Source organism: Pontibacterium sp., from assembly GCF_964228735.1.
In the GTDB taxonomy this organism is placed as follows: domain Bacteria; phylum Pseudomonadota; class Gammaproteobacteria; order Pseudomonadales; family Balneatricaceae; genus Pontibacterium.
On sequence record NZ_CAXRBQ010000075.1, the window covers coordinates 23729 to 39498 of the forward strand.

15 protein-coding genes and 2 tRNA genes are annotated in these 15770 nt (G+C 53.8%); 2 read left to right on the plus strand and 15 right to left on the minus strand.

Translation table 11 applies throughout. The features are described 5' to 3' along the window. Nucleotides 1-61: 61 nt before the first annotated feature. The 8 genes from ACEQ15_RS08035 to ACEQ15_RS08070 all read right to left on the minus strand — a co-directional run bounded on the left by ACEQ15_RS08035 (nt 62) and on the right by ACEQ15_RS08070 (nt 6911). Nucleotides 62-138, minus strand: a tRNA-Arg gene (locus ACEQ15_RS08035). A gap of 3 nt (nt 139-141) precedes the next feature. Further along, nucleotides 142-229 (minus strand) — tRNA-Ser (locus ACEQ15_RS08040). Nucleotides 230-291: 62 nt separating this feature from the next. After that, nucleotides 292-480 carry a carbon storage regulator CsrA gene (gene csrA, locus ACEQ15_RS08045; protein WP_193951617.1) on the minus strand — a complete coding sequence of 63 codons (189 nt, stop codon included), beginning with the start codon at nt 478-480 and terminating at the stop codon, nt 292-294. Between the two features lie 144 nt (nt 481-624). Then, nucleotides 625-1860 carry an aspartate kinase gene (locus ACEQ15_RS08050; RefSeq protein ID WP_370278598.1) on the minus strand — a complete coding sequence of 412 codons (1236 nt, stop codon included), beginning with the start codon at nt 1858-1860 and terminating at the stop codon, nt 625-627. Between the two features lie 45 nt (nt 1861-1905). Then, nucleotides 1906-4500, minus strand: a complete 2595-nt coding sequence (gene alaS / locus ACEQ15_RS08055) for an alanine--tRNA ligase (protein WP_370278643.1) — start codon at nt 4498-4500, stop codon at nt 1906-1908. A 251-nt stretch (nt 4501-4751) separates the two neighbouring features. Further along, entirely contained in the window at nt 4752-5210 is a 459-nt protein-coding gene (locus tag ACEQ15_RS08060; protein ID WP_370278599.1) for a regulatory protein RecX, read from the minus strand. Between the two features lie 89 nt (nt 5211-5299). Then, on the minus strand, nt 5300-6343 hold the full coding sequence (recA, locus tag ACEQ15_RS08065; protein ID WP_370278600.1) for a recombinase RecA: 1044 nt from the start codon (nt 6341-6343) through the stop codon (nt 5300-5302). Between the two features lie 82 nt (nt 6344-6425). Beyond that, nucleotides 6426-6911 carry a CinA family protein gene (locus ACEQ15_RS08070; protein ID WP_370278601.1) on the minus strand — a complete coding sequence of 162 codons (486 nt, stop codon included), beginning with the start codon at nt 6909-6911 and terminating at the stop codon, nt 6426-6428. Nucleotides 6912-7032: 121 nt separating this feature from the next. Here ACEQ15_RS08070 and mutS point away from each other — a divergent pair, with 121 nt between their 5' ends. Together mutS and fdxA are read left to right on the plus strand one after the other, a co-directional pair. Continuing rightward, nucleotides 7033-9582 carry a DNA mismatch repair protein MutS gene (mutS, locus tag ACEQ15_RS08075; RefSeq protein WP_370278602.1) on the plus strand — a complete coding sequence of 850 codons (2550 nt, stop codon included), beginning with the start codon at nt 7033-7035 and terminating at the stop codon, nt 9580-9582. Nucleotides 9583-9670: 88 nt separating this feature from the next. Then, complete coding sequence (gene fdxA, locus ACEQ15_RS08080) at nt 9671-9994, plus strand: ferredoxin FdxA (RefSeq protein ID WP_370278603.1); 324 nt, start codon at nt 9671-9673, stop codon at nt 9992-9994. An 86-nt stretch (nt 9995-10080) separates the two neighbouring features. Here fdxA and rpoS read toward each other — a convergent pair whose 3' ends face one another. The 7 genes from rpoS to ftsB form a co-directional block, all read right to left on the minus strand. Then, nucleotides 10081-11115 (minus strand): RNA polymerase sigma factor RpoS, encoded by a 1035-nt coding sequence (gene rpoS / locus ACEQ15_RS08085; RefSeq protein ID WP_370278604.1) that lies wholly within the window; start codon nt 11113-11115, stop codon nt 10081-10083. Between the two features lie 63 nt (nt 11116-11178). Next, nucleotides 11179-12018, minus strand: a complete 840-nt coding sequence (locus ACEQ15_RS08090; protein WP_370278605.1) for a peptidoglycan DD-metalloendopeptidase family protein — start codon at nt 12016-12018, stop codon at nt 11179-11181. 3 nt (nt 12019-12021) lie between these two features. Continuing rightward, nucleotides 12022-12981: a DUF368 domain-containing protein gene (locus tag ACEQ15_RS08095; protein WP_370278606.1), complete on the minus strand. Its 960-nt coding sequence runs from the start codon at nt 12979-12981 to the stop codon at nt 12022-12024. A gap of 2 nt (nt 12982-12983) precedes the next feature. Continuing rightward, on the minus strand, nt 12984-13619 hold the full coding sequence (locus tag ACEQ15_RS08100; RefSeq protein WP_370278607.1) for a protein-L-isoaspartate(D-aspartate) O-methyltransferase: 636 nt from the start codon (nt 13617-13619) through the stop codon (nt 12984-12986). A gap of 26 nt (nt 13620-13645) precedes the next feature. Beyond that, complete coding sequence (gene surE / locus ACEQ15_RS08105) at nt 13646-14395, minus strand: 5'/3'-nucleotidase SurE (protein WP_370278610.1); 750 nt, start codon at nt 14393-14395, stop codon at nt 13646-13648. Beyond that, entirely contained in the window at nt 14392-15438 is a 1047-nt protein-coding gene (gene truD / locus ACEQ15_RS08110) for a tRNA pseudouridine(13) synthase TruD (RefSeq protein ID WP_370278611.1), read from the minus strand. Before truD ends, surE begins: the two co-directional genes overlap by 4 nt. Then, complete coding sequence (gene ftsB / locus ACEQ15_RS08115; RefSeq protein WP_370278644.1) at nt 15435-15731, minus strand: cell division protein FtsB; 297 nt, start codon at nt 15729-15731, stop codon at nt 15435-15437. Before ftsB ends, truD begins: the two co-directional genes overlap by 4 nt. Nucleotides 15732-15770 lie beyond the last annotated feature (39 nt).

Here is a 15770-nt window from a genome sequence, read left to right on the forward strand (position 1 = left end):
CGAGGTAAAAAATCAGATGCGGGATTATAAAGTGTTCGAGCGGGGGAATACAGAAGAGGAGTGGCGCGCCCGAGAGGATTCGAACCTCTGACCGCCTGGTTCGTAGCCAGGTACTCTATCCAGCTGAGCTACGGGCGCAAATGGCGGTGAGCGAGGGATTCGAACCCTCGATACCTTGCGGTATACGCCCTTAGCAGGGGCGCGCCTTCAGCCACTCGGCCAGCTCACCTAAACAACGGCGCGAACTATACCTTGCTGATTTTTAAAAGGAAAGCTTTTTTTGAAAAAAAATTATTCTTTGTTTCCTTCATCGGCTTTTTCGCGCTGGATGCGCTGATAGATTTCTTCGCGATGAACGGATACATCCTTAGGTGCGTTTACACCGATGCGAACCTGGTTGCCTTTAACACCGAGAACGGTAACGGTAACTTCGTCACCAACCATGAGGGTTTCGCCGACGCGGCGGGTAAGAATTAACATGTGTAGAATCTCCTTAAATCATCCTGTTTCTCAGGGCTCCGGGTACGAGCCCTGATAGGAATTCGAGTGACATCTCGTCCAACTCCTTGCCACACGAACACCTAGTAGAGGAGTTGCTGCATCTAAATATAGACCAGCAACATCTTATTCGCTTACAACATCCGCCTGATCTAGATCGAAGGTAGAGTGCAGAGCGCGGACTGCAAGCTCCAGATATTTCTCCGCGATTACCACGGATACTTTAATCTCGGACGTCGAGATCATCTGAATATTGATGTTTTCCGCCGCCAGGGCATCAAACATTTTGCTGGCGACACCCGCATGCGACCGCATGCCTACACCAACAATCGAAACTTTTGCGATCTTACTATCGCCAACCACTTCCCGTGCGCCCAGCTCCGCTGCCACCTTCTGCAGCACAGCCTCAGCCGCCTGGTAGTCGTTACGGTGCACCGTAAAGGTAAAATCAGTGGTCTTATCAGCTGCAACGTTCTGGACAATGATGTCCACTTCGATGTTCTCACGGCTGACAGGCCCCAGAATGCGCGAGGCGACGCCCGGTACATCCGGCACACCCACGACAGTCAGTTTGGCTTCGTCACGGTTAAACGCGATGCCAGAGATAACTGGTTTTTCCACTGTATCTTCATCCTCTATGCTAATCAGGGTTCCCGGGCCGTCCTGAAAACTGGACAGCACCCTGAGGGGCACCTTGTACTTACCTGCAAACTCGACAGCGCGAATCTGCAACACCTTAGAACCCAGGCTGGCCATCTCCAGCATCTCTTCAAAGGTGATCTTATCCAAACGTTGTGCAGCATCCACCACACGCGGATCGGTCGTGTATACGCCATCCACATCGGTATAGATCTGACACTCGTCTGCCCGCAAAGCTGCAGCCAGGGCCACACCCGTAGTATCGGACCCGCCACGCCCCAGCGTGGTGATGTTGCCGTTGTCGTCGATCCCCTGGAAGCCCGCGACCACAATCACACGTCCGGCATTGAGGTCTTCACGCATGGATTCAACTTCAATGTCCTGGATACGCGCCTTGGTGTGCGAGCTATCCGTCAGGATCTTGACCTGACCACCGGTGTAGGAGCGCGCCGCTACCCCACGCTTGTTCAGCGCCATACTGAGCAGCGCAATGGTCACCTGCTCACCGGTTGAGACCAACACATCCATCTCACGCGGATTAGGCGCTTCCTGAATATCTTTTGCCAGACCGATCAGACGGTTGGTCTCACCACTCATTGCGGACACAACCACGACGATGTCATGTCCTTCCGCGCGAAAACGGGCCACTTTATCGGCGACCGCCTCGATGCGCTCGACGCTACCTACCGAGGTACCGCCGTACTTTTGTACATAGAGTGCCATAGTGTACCTTTCCTCTCAGGCTCCTGCCTGTGGGTGGTCAGCTGCTCAAAGAGCAGCGTCCACCAATCCGCTTACAGATTCCAGTGCTGCTGGCAGTGCCGCTACGTCGGTACCACCACCCTGAGCGAAGTCAGGACGACCGCCGCCTTTACCACCCAGCTTAGCAGTCAGTTCGCGCACCAGGTCACCGGCCTTAACCTGCTTGCTCAGGTCCTTGGTTACACCTGCCGCCAGGCTGATTTTTCCGTCAGCCTCGGTCGCCAATACAACAACACCGTTGCCCAGCTTATTCTTCAGCTGATCGATGGTATCGCGCAGTGCCTTCGGCTCAACACCGTCCAGCTTAGCAGCCAGGACCTTAGCGCCTTTAATGTCAACCGCGTTGCTCAGCAGATCAGAACCTTGCGCTGCAGCCAGCTTGGACTTCAGCTGCGCCAGCTCTTTCTCCAACTGACGGTTACGCTCAGCCAGATCTTCAACTTTATCCACAACGTTTTCGCGCGAGCCTTTCAGCAACGCAGAGATCTGCGCAAGCTTGCGATCAGCTTCATCAGCCCAGGCTGCAGCCGCTTCACCGGTTACCGCCTCGATACGACGCACACCTGCGGAGATACCACCTTCAGAGGTAATCTTGAACAGACCGATGTCACCACTACGTTTAACGTGAGTACCACCACACAGCTCAACGGAGAATTGGCCGCCCATAGACAGTACACGTACAACATCGTCGTACTTCTCACCAAACAGAGCGGCCGCGCCTTTGGACTTCGCTTCCTCAATCGGCATGATCTCAGTAACGGTTTCGCTGTTCAGGCGGATCTGTTCGTTAACGATCGCTTCAACCTGCTGCAACTGTTCGCCGGTTACCGCTTCAAAGTGAGAGAAGTCAAAGCGCAGACGCTCAGGATCGTTCAGGGAACCTTTCTGCTGAACGTGCTCACCCAGAACGATACGCAGCGCTTCATGCAACAGGTGAGTTGCGGAGTGGTTCAGCGCAGTCGCCTGACGCTTAACTTTATTCACTTCACCTGCAACGGTATCACCCACCTTCAGCACACCTTCAGACACTTGGCCGTGGTGCAGGTGGTTCTTAGATTCTTTGGTACAGTTAGTCACATCAAACTGACCGCGGTCCCAGCGCAGCACACCGGTATCACCGACCTGACCACCGGACTCCGCGTAAAATGCCGTGTTCTCCAGAACCACAACACCAGTCTCACCAGCAGACAGCTGATTAACCGTTTCACCCTCTTTAAACAGAGCAATAACCTTGGAGGAATCTTCCAGTGCTTCATAACCGTTGAACTGGGTTTCGCCTTCCAGATCCAGCTTATCGTTGTAGTCAACGCTGAAGGTACCGGATGCACGCGCGCGCTCACGCTGCGCTTCCATCGCACTTTCAAAGCCTTCCATATCGATGGTCAGTTCGTTTTCGCGGGCAACGTCTGCAGTCAGGTCAACCGGGAAGCCGTAAGTGTCGTACAGCTTAAATACGGTCTCGCCGGAAATAACCTTACCTTCCAGGTTATCCATCGCTTCTTTCAGCAGACTCATGCCGTTGTCCAGCGTCTTCGCGAACTGCTGCTCTTCTTTCAGCAATACACGTTCAATCTGATCCTGTGCTTTGGCCAGCTCAGGGTACGCTTCGCCCATCTCGGCCACCAGCGCAGCAACGAGCTGGTTGAAGAACGGGCCTTTTGCACCCAGCTTGTTACCGTGACGGATCGCACGGCGGATGATACGACGCAGTACGTATCCACGACCTTCGTTAGACGGCAGCACACCGTCGGTAATCAGGAAGGAGCAGGAACGGATGTGATCGGCAATCACGCGCAGGGACTTGTTGTCCATATCGCTGGAACCAACAGCCGCAGCCGTTGCTTTCAGCAGGTTCTGGAACAGGTCGATTTCGTAGTTGGAGTGAACGTTCTGCATAACGGCAGCAATACGCTCCAGACCCATACCGGTATCTACAGACGGTTTCGGCAGCGGTGTCATTTCACCGTCAGCGGAACGGTTGTACTGCATGAATACAACGTTCCAGATCTCGATGTAACGGTCGCCGTCTTCGTCCGGGCTTCCAGGAGGACCACCCGCGACTTCTTCACCGTGGTCAAAGAAGATCTCGGTACACGGGCCACACGGACCGGTATCCCCCATAGACCAGAAGTTGTCTTCGTCCAGTTTGGAGAAACGCTCAGGATCTACGCCGATCTCCTCTTTCCAGATCTTCTCTGCTTCATCATCAGAGTGATGCACAGTAATCCACAGGCGCTCTTTTGGCAGCCCCAGTGTTTCAGTCAGGAAACCCCAGGCAAAACCGATCGCTTCGCGCTTGAAGTAGTCGCCGAAGGAGAAGTTACCCAGCATTTCGAAGAAAGTGTGGTGACGCGCGGTGTAACCTACGTTTTCCAGGTCATTGTGCTTACCACCTGCACGTACACAACGCTGTGACGTGGTCGCTCGGGTGTAGGCGCGCTTCTCGTCACCCAGGAAAACATCCTTAAACTGAACCATACCGGCGTTGGTAAACATCAGCGTAGGGTCGTTTCCAGGGATCAACGGGCTGCTGGATACAACCTGATGACCGTTCTGTGCAAAGTAGTCCAGGAAAGCCTGGCGAATTTCAGCGCTTGTCATGTATTTCATAGGGAAACCGTATGCGTGTCCGTTCTTATTGGGCAACTAGATAATAAAGCAGCAGTGTTAAATTGCTGCATACAGGACTTGCCCACTCACCAAAAATGGCGGAACAGTATATAACGTGAGTGAAAATTGTACGACTATTTTTGAACGCTCAGGAGCGCCCAAACCCTTATTAAACGCCAGTGGCAGCGCTATGAAAAAGGATAAAAGGAGGGATTTGATTGGCAGGAGGTGACAATTACGACTTACTCGTCATATTCACCGCTGTAATCAATGGCAGCACGTGCCTCATCCATTGAGAACCCGCGTTGCAGGAGATAGCGCATCTGCTTACCAAACACCTTGTAGTCACCGGCCGGATGCTCGCGGAAACGACGTGTCCAGGCTTCACGCGCCAACTCAAACCAGTCGGGCTCCAGTTCATCCAGCGCCTTGTGCAATAGATGCTCCGGTATCTTTTTCTGCTTCAGATCGAAGCTAATGCGTTTTAACCCGTAACATTGAGAGAGTTTGTTACGAACAAATACCTCAACAAACCGCTCATCACTGAGATAACCGGCCTCCTCCATTTCGTCCAGTACTTGTTCCACATCGTTTGCAGCATACTTGCGGGCATACTTTTGCTCCAGCTCCTGACGACAGTATTCACGCCGCGCAAGCAGGCGCAGCACCGCAGACTTTATCTCCTGTTGTTTATCTTCCATCGTGTCTCCCGGCGAATCCCCACATAAACAGAAAAGGCCTCATACGAGGCCTTTGCAAAAAACAGGTGGAACAATAATTCCAGAAAGGATCAGTTCAGATCCAACTGTTCGCTGGACTCTTTTTCGTCCTCAGCCGCCACAGGTGCAGAGGTCAGCAGCTGGTTGCGGATCTCGGTCTCGATCTCCTGCGCCACTTCCGGATGCTCCTCCAGATAGTTGGCAGCATTCGCTTTACCCTGACCGATCTTGTTGCCCTGATAGGCATACCAAGCACCGGATTTATCAACCAGGCCCTGCTTCACACCCAGATCGATCACTTCGCCCATGTGGTAGATACCCTGGCCGTACATGATCTGGAACTCAGCCTGCTTGAATGGTGGCGATACCTTGTTTTTAACAACCTTGACGCGGGTTTCGTTACCCACCACTTCGTCACCCTGCTTGATCGCGCCGGTACGACGGATATCCAGACGGACGGAGGAGTAGAATTTCAGTGCGTTACCGCCGGTTGTGGTTTCCGGGTTACCGAACATCACGCCGATCTTCATACGAATCTGGTTGATGAACACCAGCAGACAGTTCGCCTGCTTCACGCTACCGGTCAGCTTACGCAGTGCCTGAGACATCAAACGCGCCTGCAGACCAACGTGGGAGTCACCCATGTCGCCTTCGATCTCGGCTTTAGGTGTCAGCGCTGCAACGGAGTCGACAATAATCACATCTACCGCATTGGAGCGTACCAGCATGTCGGTAATTTCCAGCGCCTGCTCACCGGTATCCGGCTGGGAAACCAGCAGACTATCAACATCAACGCCCAGTTTCTCTGCGTAGATCGGGTCAAGCGCGTGCTCCGCATCCACAAAGGCACAGGTTTTACCCTGCTTCTGCGCTTCTGCAATCACCTGCAGCGTCAAAGTGGTTTTACCAGAAGATTCCGGACCGTAGATCTCAACGATTCGGCCGTATGGCAGGCCACCAATGCCCAGTGCGATATCCAGTGTCAGAGAGCCAGTGGAAACAGATGGGATCGCCTCACGTGGCTGCTCACCCATACGCATCACTGCACCTTTACCAAACTGTCTTTCAATCTGAGAAAGCGCAGCATCAAGCGCCTTTTTACGATTTGCGTCCATCTTCAACCTAACCCGTTGCGTTGAAAAAATACTGTATGTTTGGACAGTATTATTTCACAACTTTTTGGGAATGCAAGCGACTTCAGTTCAATTTATCCAACAACATTGCCAAGGCATGATCCACCGCCTGCTGACGCACCTGATGACGGTCTCCTGCAAATAACACTGTCTCAGTAACTACAGGCCCACCTTCCATAGCGACACCAAAACATACGGTCCCCACAGGTTTATCTTTGGTACCACCACCTGGCCCGGCAATACCACTAATGGCAACTGCCAGGTCGGCCCCCGCTTTACGTCGCGCTCCTTCTGACATCTCGTCGACAACCTGCTCCGATACCGCACCGTAGGCCAACAGTGTCTCCGGAGCCACACCCAGCATCTTTTCCTTTAACTCGTTGCTGTAGGTAACAAAGCTGCCGTTAAACCAAGCCGAAGAGCCCGCCAACTCTGTTAGATTCATCGCAACAGCCCCCCCTGTACAGGATTCAGCCGCCGTCACCGTCCAACCACGCTGCAGCAAAACCTCCGCCAACCTGGCCACTTTTTCTGCGATAGAATTCTGCATATTGCCTCCGCTACGCATCCCTTTTTAATTCACGTACAATCGACCGATTATCCGATTCAAGATCTCTGATTTTAGCCTGATTATGACAAGCCAATCTCCCGCGTTTAAAAATCATACCCCAATGATGCAGCAGTATCTGCGTATAAAATCGCAGCATCCGGACCAACTGGTTTTCTACCGTATGGGGGATTTCTACGAGCTGTTCTACGACGACGCCAAAAAAGCGGCGCAACTGCTCGACATTTCCCTGACCGCCCGCGGCAAGTCCGCCGGCGAGCCGATCCCGATGGCCGGTATTCCCTACCATGCAGCGGAAGGCTACGTGGCCAAAATCGTACGCGCCGGTGAATCCGTGGTGATCTGCGAACAGGTGGGCGATCCGGCCACCAGCAAGGGCCCCGTTGAACGCGCCGTGGCCCGTATCGTAACGCCGGGCACCGTCAGTGACGAAGCCCTGTTGGACGAGCAGAGCGATAACCTGCTTGTCGCGGTACACCAGCTGCAGGACACATACGGCCTTGCCATAGTGGACATCAGCTCCGGCCGCTTCAGCCTGCTCGAAGTAGAGGGGGATGAACCGCTGCTGAGTGAAATCGAACGCCTGCGCCCGTCCGAGATTTTGTTTAGCGAAGAGGGATCGCTTGGACTGTTACTGTCCGACAAACGTGGCTTGCGCCCACAAGCACCTTGGCATTTTGAAGAAGAAACCGCCCTGCGCCTGCTGTGCAAGCAATTCAATGTACAAGACCTGGGTGGCTTCGGTTGTGATCACCTTGAGATTGCGATCTGTGCAGCGGGCTGCCTGCTGCAATACGCCAAGGAAACCCAACGCACCGAACTGCCCCATATCCGTCGCATCCAGGTGGAAACCCGCAGCGATAGTGTCGTACTGGACGCGGCAACCCGCAAAAACCTGGAATTGGACATCAACCTGGGTGGTGGTAAGGACAATACACTGGCATCGGTACTGGACCGTTGTAAAACCCCAATGGGCAGCCGCCTGCTGCGCCGCTGGTTAAACCGTCCGCTGCGCAACCGCTCTGTTCTGCTAGCCCGCCAGGATGTGATCCGCTGGCAGCGGGAGCAGTACCGCTTTGAAACCCTGCAAGGCCTGCTACGCCATATTGGCGACCTGGAACGTATTCTGGCACGTATTGCCCTGCGCTCCGCTCGCCCTCGCGATCTGGAACGCCTAAAAAATTCGCTGGCGATCCTGCCCGAACTTCAGATTGCACTGTCCAGCACTGACTCAGTACGCAGCCAGGAGCTAGCAGCCCTGATCAGCGAATTCCCACAACTTGCAGAACTGCTACAACGTGCAGTCATCGAAAATCCACCGGTTGTGGTACGAGACGGTGGCGTGATCGCCGAGGGATACGACGAAGAGCTGGACGAACTGCGTGGTTTGTCGGAAAACGCGGGCAACTACCTGGTGGATTTGGAAACCCGTGAGCGCGAACGTACGGGCATCGCCACACTCAAGGTCGGCTACAACCGCGTGCACGGCTATTACATTGAGATCGGCCGCGCCAACTCTGACCAGGCTCCGGCAGAATACATCCGCCGTCAAACCCTTAAGAATGCGGAACGTTTTATTACGCCGGAACTGAAGGAGTTTGAAGACAAGGCCCTCTCCGCCAAGAGTCGCGCCCTTGCCCGGGAAAAAGCGCTCTACGAAAACTTGGTGGAAACAATTGCGGAGCAACTCCCGGCTCTGCAGGACAGTGCGGCGGCTTTATCGGAGCTGGACGTTCTGAGCAACCTGACCGAACGTGCTGATACCCTGAACTACTGCGCTCCGGTATTAACCGAAGATGCACAGCTGCAGATCCAGGGCGGCCGTCACCCTGTGGTGGAAAGTGTGCTGGACGAACCGTTTGTGTCCAACAAACTGGAGCTGGATCAATCCCGCCACATGTTAATCATCACCGGTCCGAACATGGGTGGTAAATCCACCTATATGCGCCAGGCCGCGCTGATCACGCTATTAGCACACATCGGTAGTTACGTACCTGCAGACAGTGCCACCATCGGTATCGTCGATCGGATCTTTACCCGCATGGGCTCCTCCGATGACCTCGCCGGTGGTCGCTCGACCTTTATGGTTGAGATGACGGAAACCGCCAACATTCTACATAACGCCACCGAGCGCAGCCTTGTGCTGATGGATGAGGTTGGTCGCGGCACGAGCACCTTTGACGGTCTGTCCCTGGCCTGGTCCTGTGCAGAATACCTGGCACAGCAGGTGAAAGCCTTTACTCTGTTTGCCACCCATTACTTTGAACTCACAACCCTGCCTGATCAACTTCCGGGCGTGCACAACGTGCACCTGACCGCTGTAGAACACAACGATCACATCGTGTTTATGCATGAAGTGCAGGAGGGACCTGCTAGTCAGAGTTACGGGCTGCAGGTAGCGCAACTGGCTGGGGTACCGCAGCACGTTATTCAGTATGCCCGTGAGAAACTGGTGCACCTGGAGCAGGACGCCAGCGGCAACCCTCAAACCATGACGGTGACAACACCGCCGCCACCGCCTCCAATGCAGAACGATATGTTTAACAGCGCACCACATCCGGTGGTCACAGAACTTGAGTCGGTATCCCCCGACGACCTGACACCACGCCAGGCACTTGAGTTGCTCTATCAGCTCAAGCAAAAGCTCAGCTGATCCGGCTTTTATCCACAGGGCGACACCTGCGTCGCCCCGTTTTAATCTCTTCTATACTGCAACCAACATTCCTATCGAGACCCACCCTATGGCTTATGTTGTCATGGAGAGCTGTATTCGCTGCAAATACACCGACTGCGTTGACGTCTGTCCTGTGGATTGCTTCTACGAAGGCCCCAACATGTTGGTTATTCACCCGGATGAATGCATCGACTGCGGCCTTTGCGAACCGGAATGCCCGGTCAAAGCCATTGCCCACGAGGACGAGATGCCCCAGGACCAGTTGGATTTTATTCAGATCAATGAGGAGATGTCGGAGCGCTGGCCAAACATCTACGAGATGAAGGATGCCCCACCAGACGCCGATGAGTGGAAAGAGGTGAAAGCGAAACGCCACTTGTTGGAAAAGTAACCGCACATATACAAGAAACCCCGATAAGATCGCTCTCACCGGGGCTTTTATGGGATTGCATCAAACGCTTGCGCGTTTTTAGGGTCTTACTGCAGCAGATCTTCGCCGCTCAGACCGTTTTTCTCAACGATCTCTCGCAGCTTACGCAGCGCTTCAACCTGAATCTGACGTACACGCTCACGGGTCAGGCCAATCTCGCTACCCACCTCTTCCAGCGTACTCATCTCATAGCCACGCAGGCCAAAGCGACGTGCCAGCACTTCGGAGTGTTTCTCCGGCAGCATTGTCAGCCACTTGTCGAGGTTACCGCTGATGTTGGTTTTCTGCAGCAGGGTCTCCGGGTCAGAGCTGTCCTGATCAGGAATGGTGTCCAACAGAGACTTGTCGGAATCCTGCCCCATCGGCGTATCCACGGAACTCACACGCTCGTTCAAGCCCAACATACGCTCGACATTTTCAACCGGCTTGTTTACCAACTGCGCGATCTCTTCCGCAGATGGCTCATGATCCAGCTTCTGCGCCAGCTCACGGGCTGCACGCAGGTATACGTTCAGCTCCTTAACCACATGAATCGGCAATCGGATGGTGCGCGTCTGATTCATGATCGCGCGCTCGATGGTCTGACGGATCCACCAGGTTGCGTAGGTGGAAAAACGGAAACCACGCTCCGGGTCAAATTTTTCTACCGCACGGATCAGACCCAAGTTACCTTCTTCGATCAGATCCAACAGGGTCAGCCCACGGTTGATATAACGGCGGGCGATTTTAACCACCAGGCGCAGGTTGCTCTCGATCATGCGCTGACGCGAAGCTTCGTCACCTTTCAGCGCACGACGAGAATAGTAAACCTCCTCTTCCGCCGTAAGCAGCGGAGAGAAGCCGATTTCATTCAGGTAGAGCTGCGTTGCATCCAGAGTCTTTGCGTTGAGCAAATCGTTATGTGCAAGGCTGCCTCGACCACGACCACTGGCAATGATCTCAGGGACCTTTTCTTCGTCTTCCTGCTCACTTTCTTCAGCGACATCTTCCGAAATGTCAGCAGTTGACTCTTCGGTAACGCCGTCGACCTCAAGGTCTTCGGATGCGTTACTCTGCTCGTAGTCCTTATCTACTTTTTCCATTGCCAACCCCTTTGGTGTCCTTTATCAAAAGCCACCCTATTCTAGTTATAGTCCGGAAACAACTTATTGTTTTTTGGGCAGATATCTTAACGGATTTACCGGTACACCATCACGTCTGATTTCGAAATGAAGCATCACGCGTTCTGCGCCGCTGCGCCCCATTTCGGCGATTTTATCACCAACTGTAACCTTATCACTTTCTTTAACCAGAACGCGACTGTTATGCGCATATGCACTTAAAAAATTCTGGTTATGATCAATGATAATAAGATTGCCATACCCCAACAGTCCGTTTCCTGCATAAACCACTGTGCCTGAAGCTGCCGCAAATACAGGATCACCTTTGCGTCCAGCGAGGTTCACGCCTTTATTCACTTGCCCCTTGGTCTTGAAGGACGCTATCAGACGCCCCTTACTTGGCCACTGCCAACGAATTCGACCTGCCGCGGAGGCTGTCTTCTTAGACGTGTTTGCCGATGCAGTTGAATTGGTACGCTTTTCAACTGTTTTCGGCGGACTGGTCGGCTTCTTTACCGGTTTTTTTGCGGATTTGCTGACAGTTGACGAATTGGCTGAAGTGCTTTTTGAGTGTGCGCTACTGTCTCGGACAATTTTTTGGGCGCTGGGTTTCAATACGAGGCGCTGGCCCGGATAGATCTGGTAATCGCCACTGATGTTGTTTAGCCGCGCAACAGTGCGGTAACTGAGACCGTGGCGGAATGCGATCGAATAGAGAGTGTCGCCTTTACGGACGACGTAGACAGATGAGGAGGAGACAGAGGGGGCCTGGCGTACAACCTTAGTCCGCGACCTGTCCTGCACCGGGACACTATGCGGAGCGGCGCAACCGGCGATCAACACTGCAATAAGCGCTGAAACCAGCCAACCTGCGCCTTTTACCACCCATCACCCCTGACTCGGCTTGGTCCCTGCGGAACGGGCCAGCGCGATGACCAAGATCGCACCCAGCAACATCAACACCAGGGACATAGTGAGATATGCGTTCTGACCGGTCATGATCTCATAACTGCCGGGCAGAATATTTTCCTGAACCAGAGGCACCTCTTCGCCATGCCGGTTGATGGTATAGGCTGTGGTGTATTTCCACGGCCAAACCTTATTTAGAGAGCCCAGCATAAAGCCCCCCAGCAACGCCAGCGTAGTCACGCGATAGGAAGCAAACATCCAGTTCAACACCCGCGAAAAGCTTAGCAAACCAATCACACAACCGGTTGCAAACAACGCTAGCACTGGGATATCCATGGACTTCACAGCGCCCAGAATCGGCGCATACATACCCAGAAGAAGCAGTATAAAACTACCTGAAATCCCCGGCAGGATCATCGCACAGATTGCAATCATGCCGGAAAAGAAGACCATCATCGATGTAGGTTCAACCGCCGCTGGCGCTATGGAGGTCACCATATAGGCCAGCACCGTCCCCGCCAAGAAAGCGGTAAATGCGTTCCCCCGCCAATCCTCGATCTGCCGCGCCACCAGCCAGCTGGACGCCAGAATCAGGCCAAAGAAAAAGGACCACAACATCTCAGGGTAATTGGCCAACAGGAACAGGACACCTCGTGCAAAGGTGATCACACTGAACAGAATCCCTAGCAACAGGGTAAGTAGGAACGGACCGTTTACATATTGCCAGGTTGCGCCTAGTCCCTCTTTAAACAGGACTTGTATTGCCTCGGGACCACAACGTTTAAGAGAGCCAATAAGCTCTTCATAAATACCCGTCATGAAGGCGATCGTACCGCCGGATACGCCAGGCACCGCATCGGCAGCGCCCATCATCAAACCTTTACCGGACAAAATCAGATAATCACGCCAATCCCGACGCGGCTTTTCCCAGTTATCCATTTTTAACGTACAGTTCCACTTAGCAAAGGTACAAACTTGGCTGCTTCGACAACGTTGGTTTCGAAACTATCCTCACCGGTACGCACAATCAGCTTTAATTCTTGCTTTCGGCCACCCACCGGGATAATCAAACGACCACCCACCGCCAGTTGCGCGAGCAGTTCTGCAGGCACCTCTTCCGGCGCCGCCGTCACCAGAATACCATCAAAAGGGGCTTTCGCTGGCCAGCCCATTCCGCCATCACTGTGCATCAGTTGCACATTGCGCAACTTCAGCAACTGCAGACGTTTACGCGCCTTATCCTGCAACGGCTTAATGCGCTCCACACTGAACACCTGATCGACCAGTTGTGCCAGCACCGCGGTTTGATATCCCGAACCGGTACCCACTTCCAGCACGTTATGCAGCGGCCCCTTCGCCAAAAGTAGCTCGGTCATCCGGGCAACACTGTAGGGTTGCGAGATAGTCTGGTTAAAGCCAATCGGCAACGCCGTATCTTCGTAGGCGCGGTGAGACAGCGCCTCATCGATAAAGATGTGTCGCGGAGTATCCCGCACAACATCCAGCACGCGCTCATCCTCAACCCCCTGCTCCCGCAACCGTGCTATCAGCCGGTCACGAGTGCGGCGGGAGGTCATACCTATTCCTTCAAGATTCAGATGGGTCACAGAATGCCCTCAAGCCAACTGCCCAAATTATCCATTGCATCATACTGGGTCATGTCGATCTGTAGCGGTGTGATCGACACACAACCCTGCTCAACTGCGAAGAAGTCAGTGCCCGGTTCACGATCCAGCACCTCGCCAACACCTGCGATCCAGTACCGCTCACAGCCGCGCGGATCTTTAACTTTAACCGGCTTATCTGCCAGGCTGCGGTGCCCCAAACGAGTAACATGAACGCCTTGAATCTGATCCAGCGGCAGATCGGGAACGTTCACATTCAACACCGTGCGTGGCGCGAGATTCACCTTGGCAATACCGGCTACCATCAGACGCACAATCTCCGCTGCCGTTTCAAAGTGCTGTGGGTGATGGTTCGCAACGGACACGGCAATCGGTGGAAACTTACGATGGCGTCCTTCGGTTGCCGCCGCGACAGTGCCAGAGTACAGCACATCGTCGCCCATATTCGCCCCAGCATTGATACCGGATACAACAATATCCGGCTCAAACTCAAAGATACCAGATGCACCAAGGTGCACGCAGTCGGTCGGCGTACCATTTACACTAACGAAACCATTGTCATGACGGAAGGCCTCTAGAGGCCGATCCAGCGTCAAGGAGTTACTGGCTCCACTGCGGTTGCGATCAGGGGCAACCACCTCAATTTCACAGTCCTGACGCAGGACTTCAGCCAGCGTTGCCAAACCCGGTGCAAAAACACCGTCGTCGTTAGAGATCAGTACCTTCATTTGCCCGTATTCTGTTCCGCAGTTTTAGCCTCGACCAACTCGCGCAATACACTTGTCGCAAATGCACCAGATGGCAGTTCAAATTGCAGCCACCATTGTCGTTCAGACTCGGCCTCAGCTTCAAGACCCAGTGGCTGCAAACGTAGCGATCGACGTTCCTGGCGCAAGCCCAGATGCTCAAGACGCTCCAGAACTTCCGACCACGGCTGCAACTGCTGGGCTTCCCATTGCCGGGAATCGCCAATATTCAAAGGCTCTCCGCGCCCCCACATGGCACCGGTCAGATTCACATCGCCGTCGGCAAGACGTTGCACTGTTTCCGGATCAATCGCTTCTGCGACAAAGGTACTCTTGGAACCCGACAGCATCAGCGCATCACCAACCAGCAGTGTACCCCACAAGTTCTGGTCGATACGCTGTGACAACAGGTGATTAAAACACCAGGAACGAACTGCCGAGATATACATCCCTTTCTTGGCGCGTTGGCGCTCTTTGCGTTCACCGCGCAGCAGCTCCAGACCTTTCTGCAGGTTACCGCCATCCTGCCCAAAGCGCTGTTCGCCAAAGTAGTTAGGGACACCCTGCTTGATTAATTCCAGTCGGGCAACCAGCTCTTCGGGATGAGTGACATCACGTAGGCGCAGACGAAAGCAGTTGCCTTGGAGTGCTCCCAAGCGCAATTTGCGCGGGTGGCGTGCCGTTTTCAGGACCTCGATGGTATCACCACCAAACAAATTCCAGTTCAGCACACGATGCTGCGGCAATGCCACACTAAACCACTGTTCGGTAACCGCGTGACGGTCCTTCTTGCCCGCATAACCCACATCACGTGGACTGATCTGGCAAAAACGCGCCAGTTGACGGGCAACCCAGTCGGTATTTTCTCCATTCTTACGGATGTAGAGAAACAGGTGTTCTCCTTCGCCTTCGGGCTCAAACCCCAACTGCTCAACAACCTGGAAATCTTCGTTACAACTGCGGATCAGCGCACTGCCTTCGGGTTTACCGTACAGATAGCTGTATTGGGTGGGAAAACTACTCACTCTTGGGGTGTACTCCGTCCGGGTTCAACCAGCTGAAAAAACGTTTCACCTTCACGAATCATACCCAGTTCGCTACGGGCCCGCTCCTCAAGTGCAGATAATCCGTTTTTCAGATCCTGCACCTCGGCTTCCAGCTGTTTGTTGCGCTGGCTAAGCGCCTGATTTTCGGCCTGTTGCTGCTCAATTTCCTGTTCCAGTGACCAGACCTGGCGCTGGTTTGCCTCACCAAACCAGAGCCGGTACTGCAAAGCGGCCAACAAAACCAACAGCGTAATCAATAACCAGCGAAACATCATAGCCTTAAGTCAAAAAAGGGGGCTAAACGCCCCCTT

Coding starts and splice junctions, on each gene's coding strand:
- csrA (WP_193951617.1), bottom strand. CDS start 480: ATGTTAATTCTTACCCGCCGCGTCGGCGAAACCCTCATGGTTGGTGAC.
- ACEQ15_RS08050 (WP_370278598.1), bottom strand. CDS start 1,860: ATGGCACTCTATGTACAAAAGTACGGCGGTACCTCGGTAGGTAGCGTC.
- alaS (WP_370278643.1), bottom strand. CDS start 4,500: ATGACAAGCGCTGAAATTCGCCAGGCTTTCCTGGACTACTTTGCACAG.
- ACEQ15_RS08060 (WP_370278599.1), bottom strand. CDS start 5,210: ATGGAAGATAAACAACAGGAGATAAAGTCTGCGGTGCTGCGCCTGCTT.
- recA (WP_370278600.1), bottom strand. CDS start 6,343: ATGGACGCAAATCGTAAAAAGGCGCTTGATGCTGCGCTTTCTCAGATT.
- ACEQ15_RS08070 (WP_370278601.1), bottom strand. CDS start 6,911: ATGCAGAATTCTATCGCAGAAAAAGTGGCCAGGTTGGCGGAGGTTTTG.
- mutS (WP_370278602.1), top strand. CDS start 7,033: ATGATGCAGCAGTATCTGCGTATAAAATCGCAGCATCCGGACCAACTG.
- fdxA (WP_370278603.1), top strand. CDS start 9,671: ATGGCTTATGTTGTCATGGAGAGCTGTATTCGCTGCAAATACACCGAC.
- rpoS (WP_370278604.1), bottom strand. CDS start 11,115: ATGGAAAAAGTAGATAAGGACTACGAGCAGAGTAACGCATCCGAAGAC.
- ACEQ15_RS08095 (WP_370278606.1), bottom strand. CDS start 12,981: ATGGATAACTGGGAAAAGCCGCGTCGGGATTGGCGTGATTATCTGATT.
- ACEQ15_RS08100 (WP_370278607.1), bottom strand. CDS start 13,619: ATGACCTCCCGCCGCACTCGTGACCGGCTGATAGCACGGTTGCGGGAG.
- surE (WP_370278610.1), bottom strand. CDS start 14,395: ATGAAGGTACTGATCTCTAACGACGACGGTGTTTTTGCACCGGGTTTG.
- ftsB (WP_370278644.1), bottom strand. CDS start 15,731: ATGTTTCGCTGGTTATTGATTACGCTGTTGGTTTTGTTGGCCGCTTTG.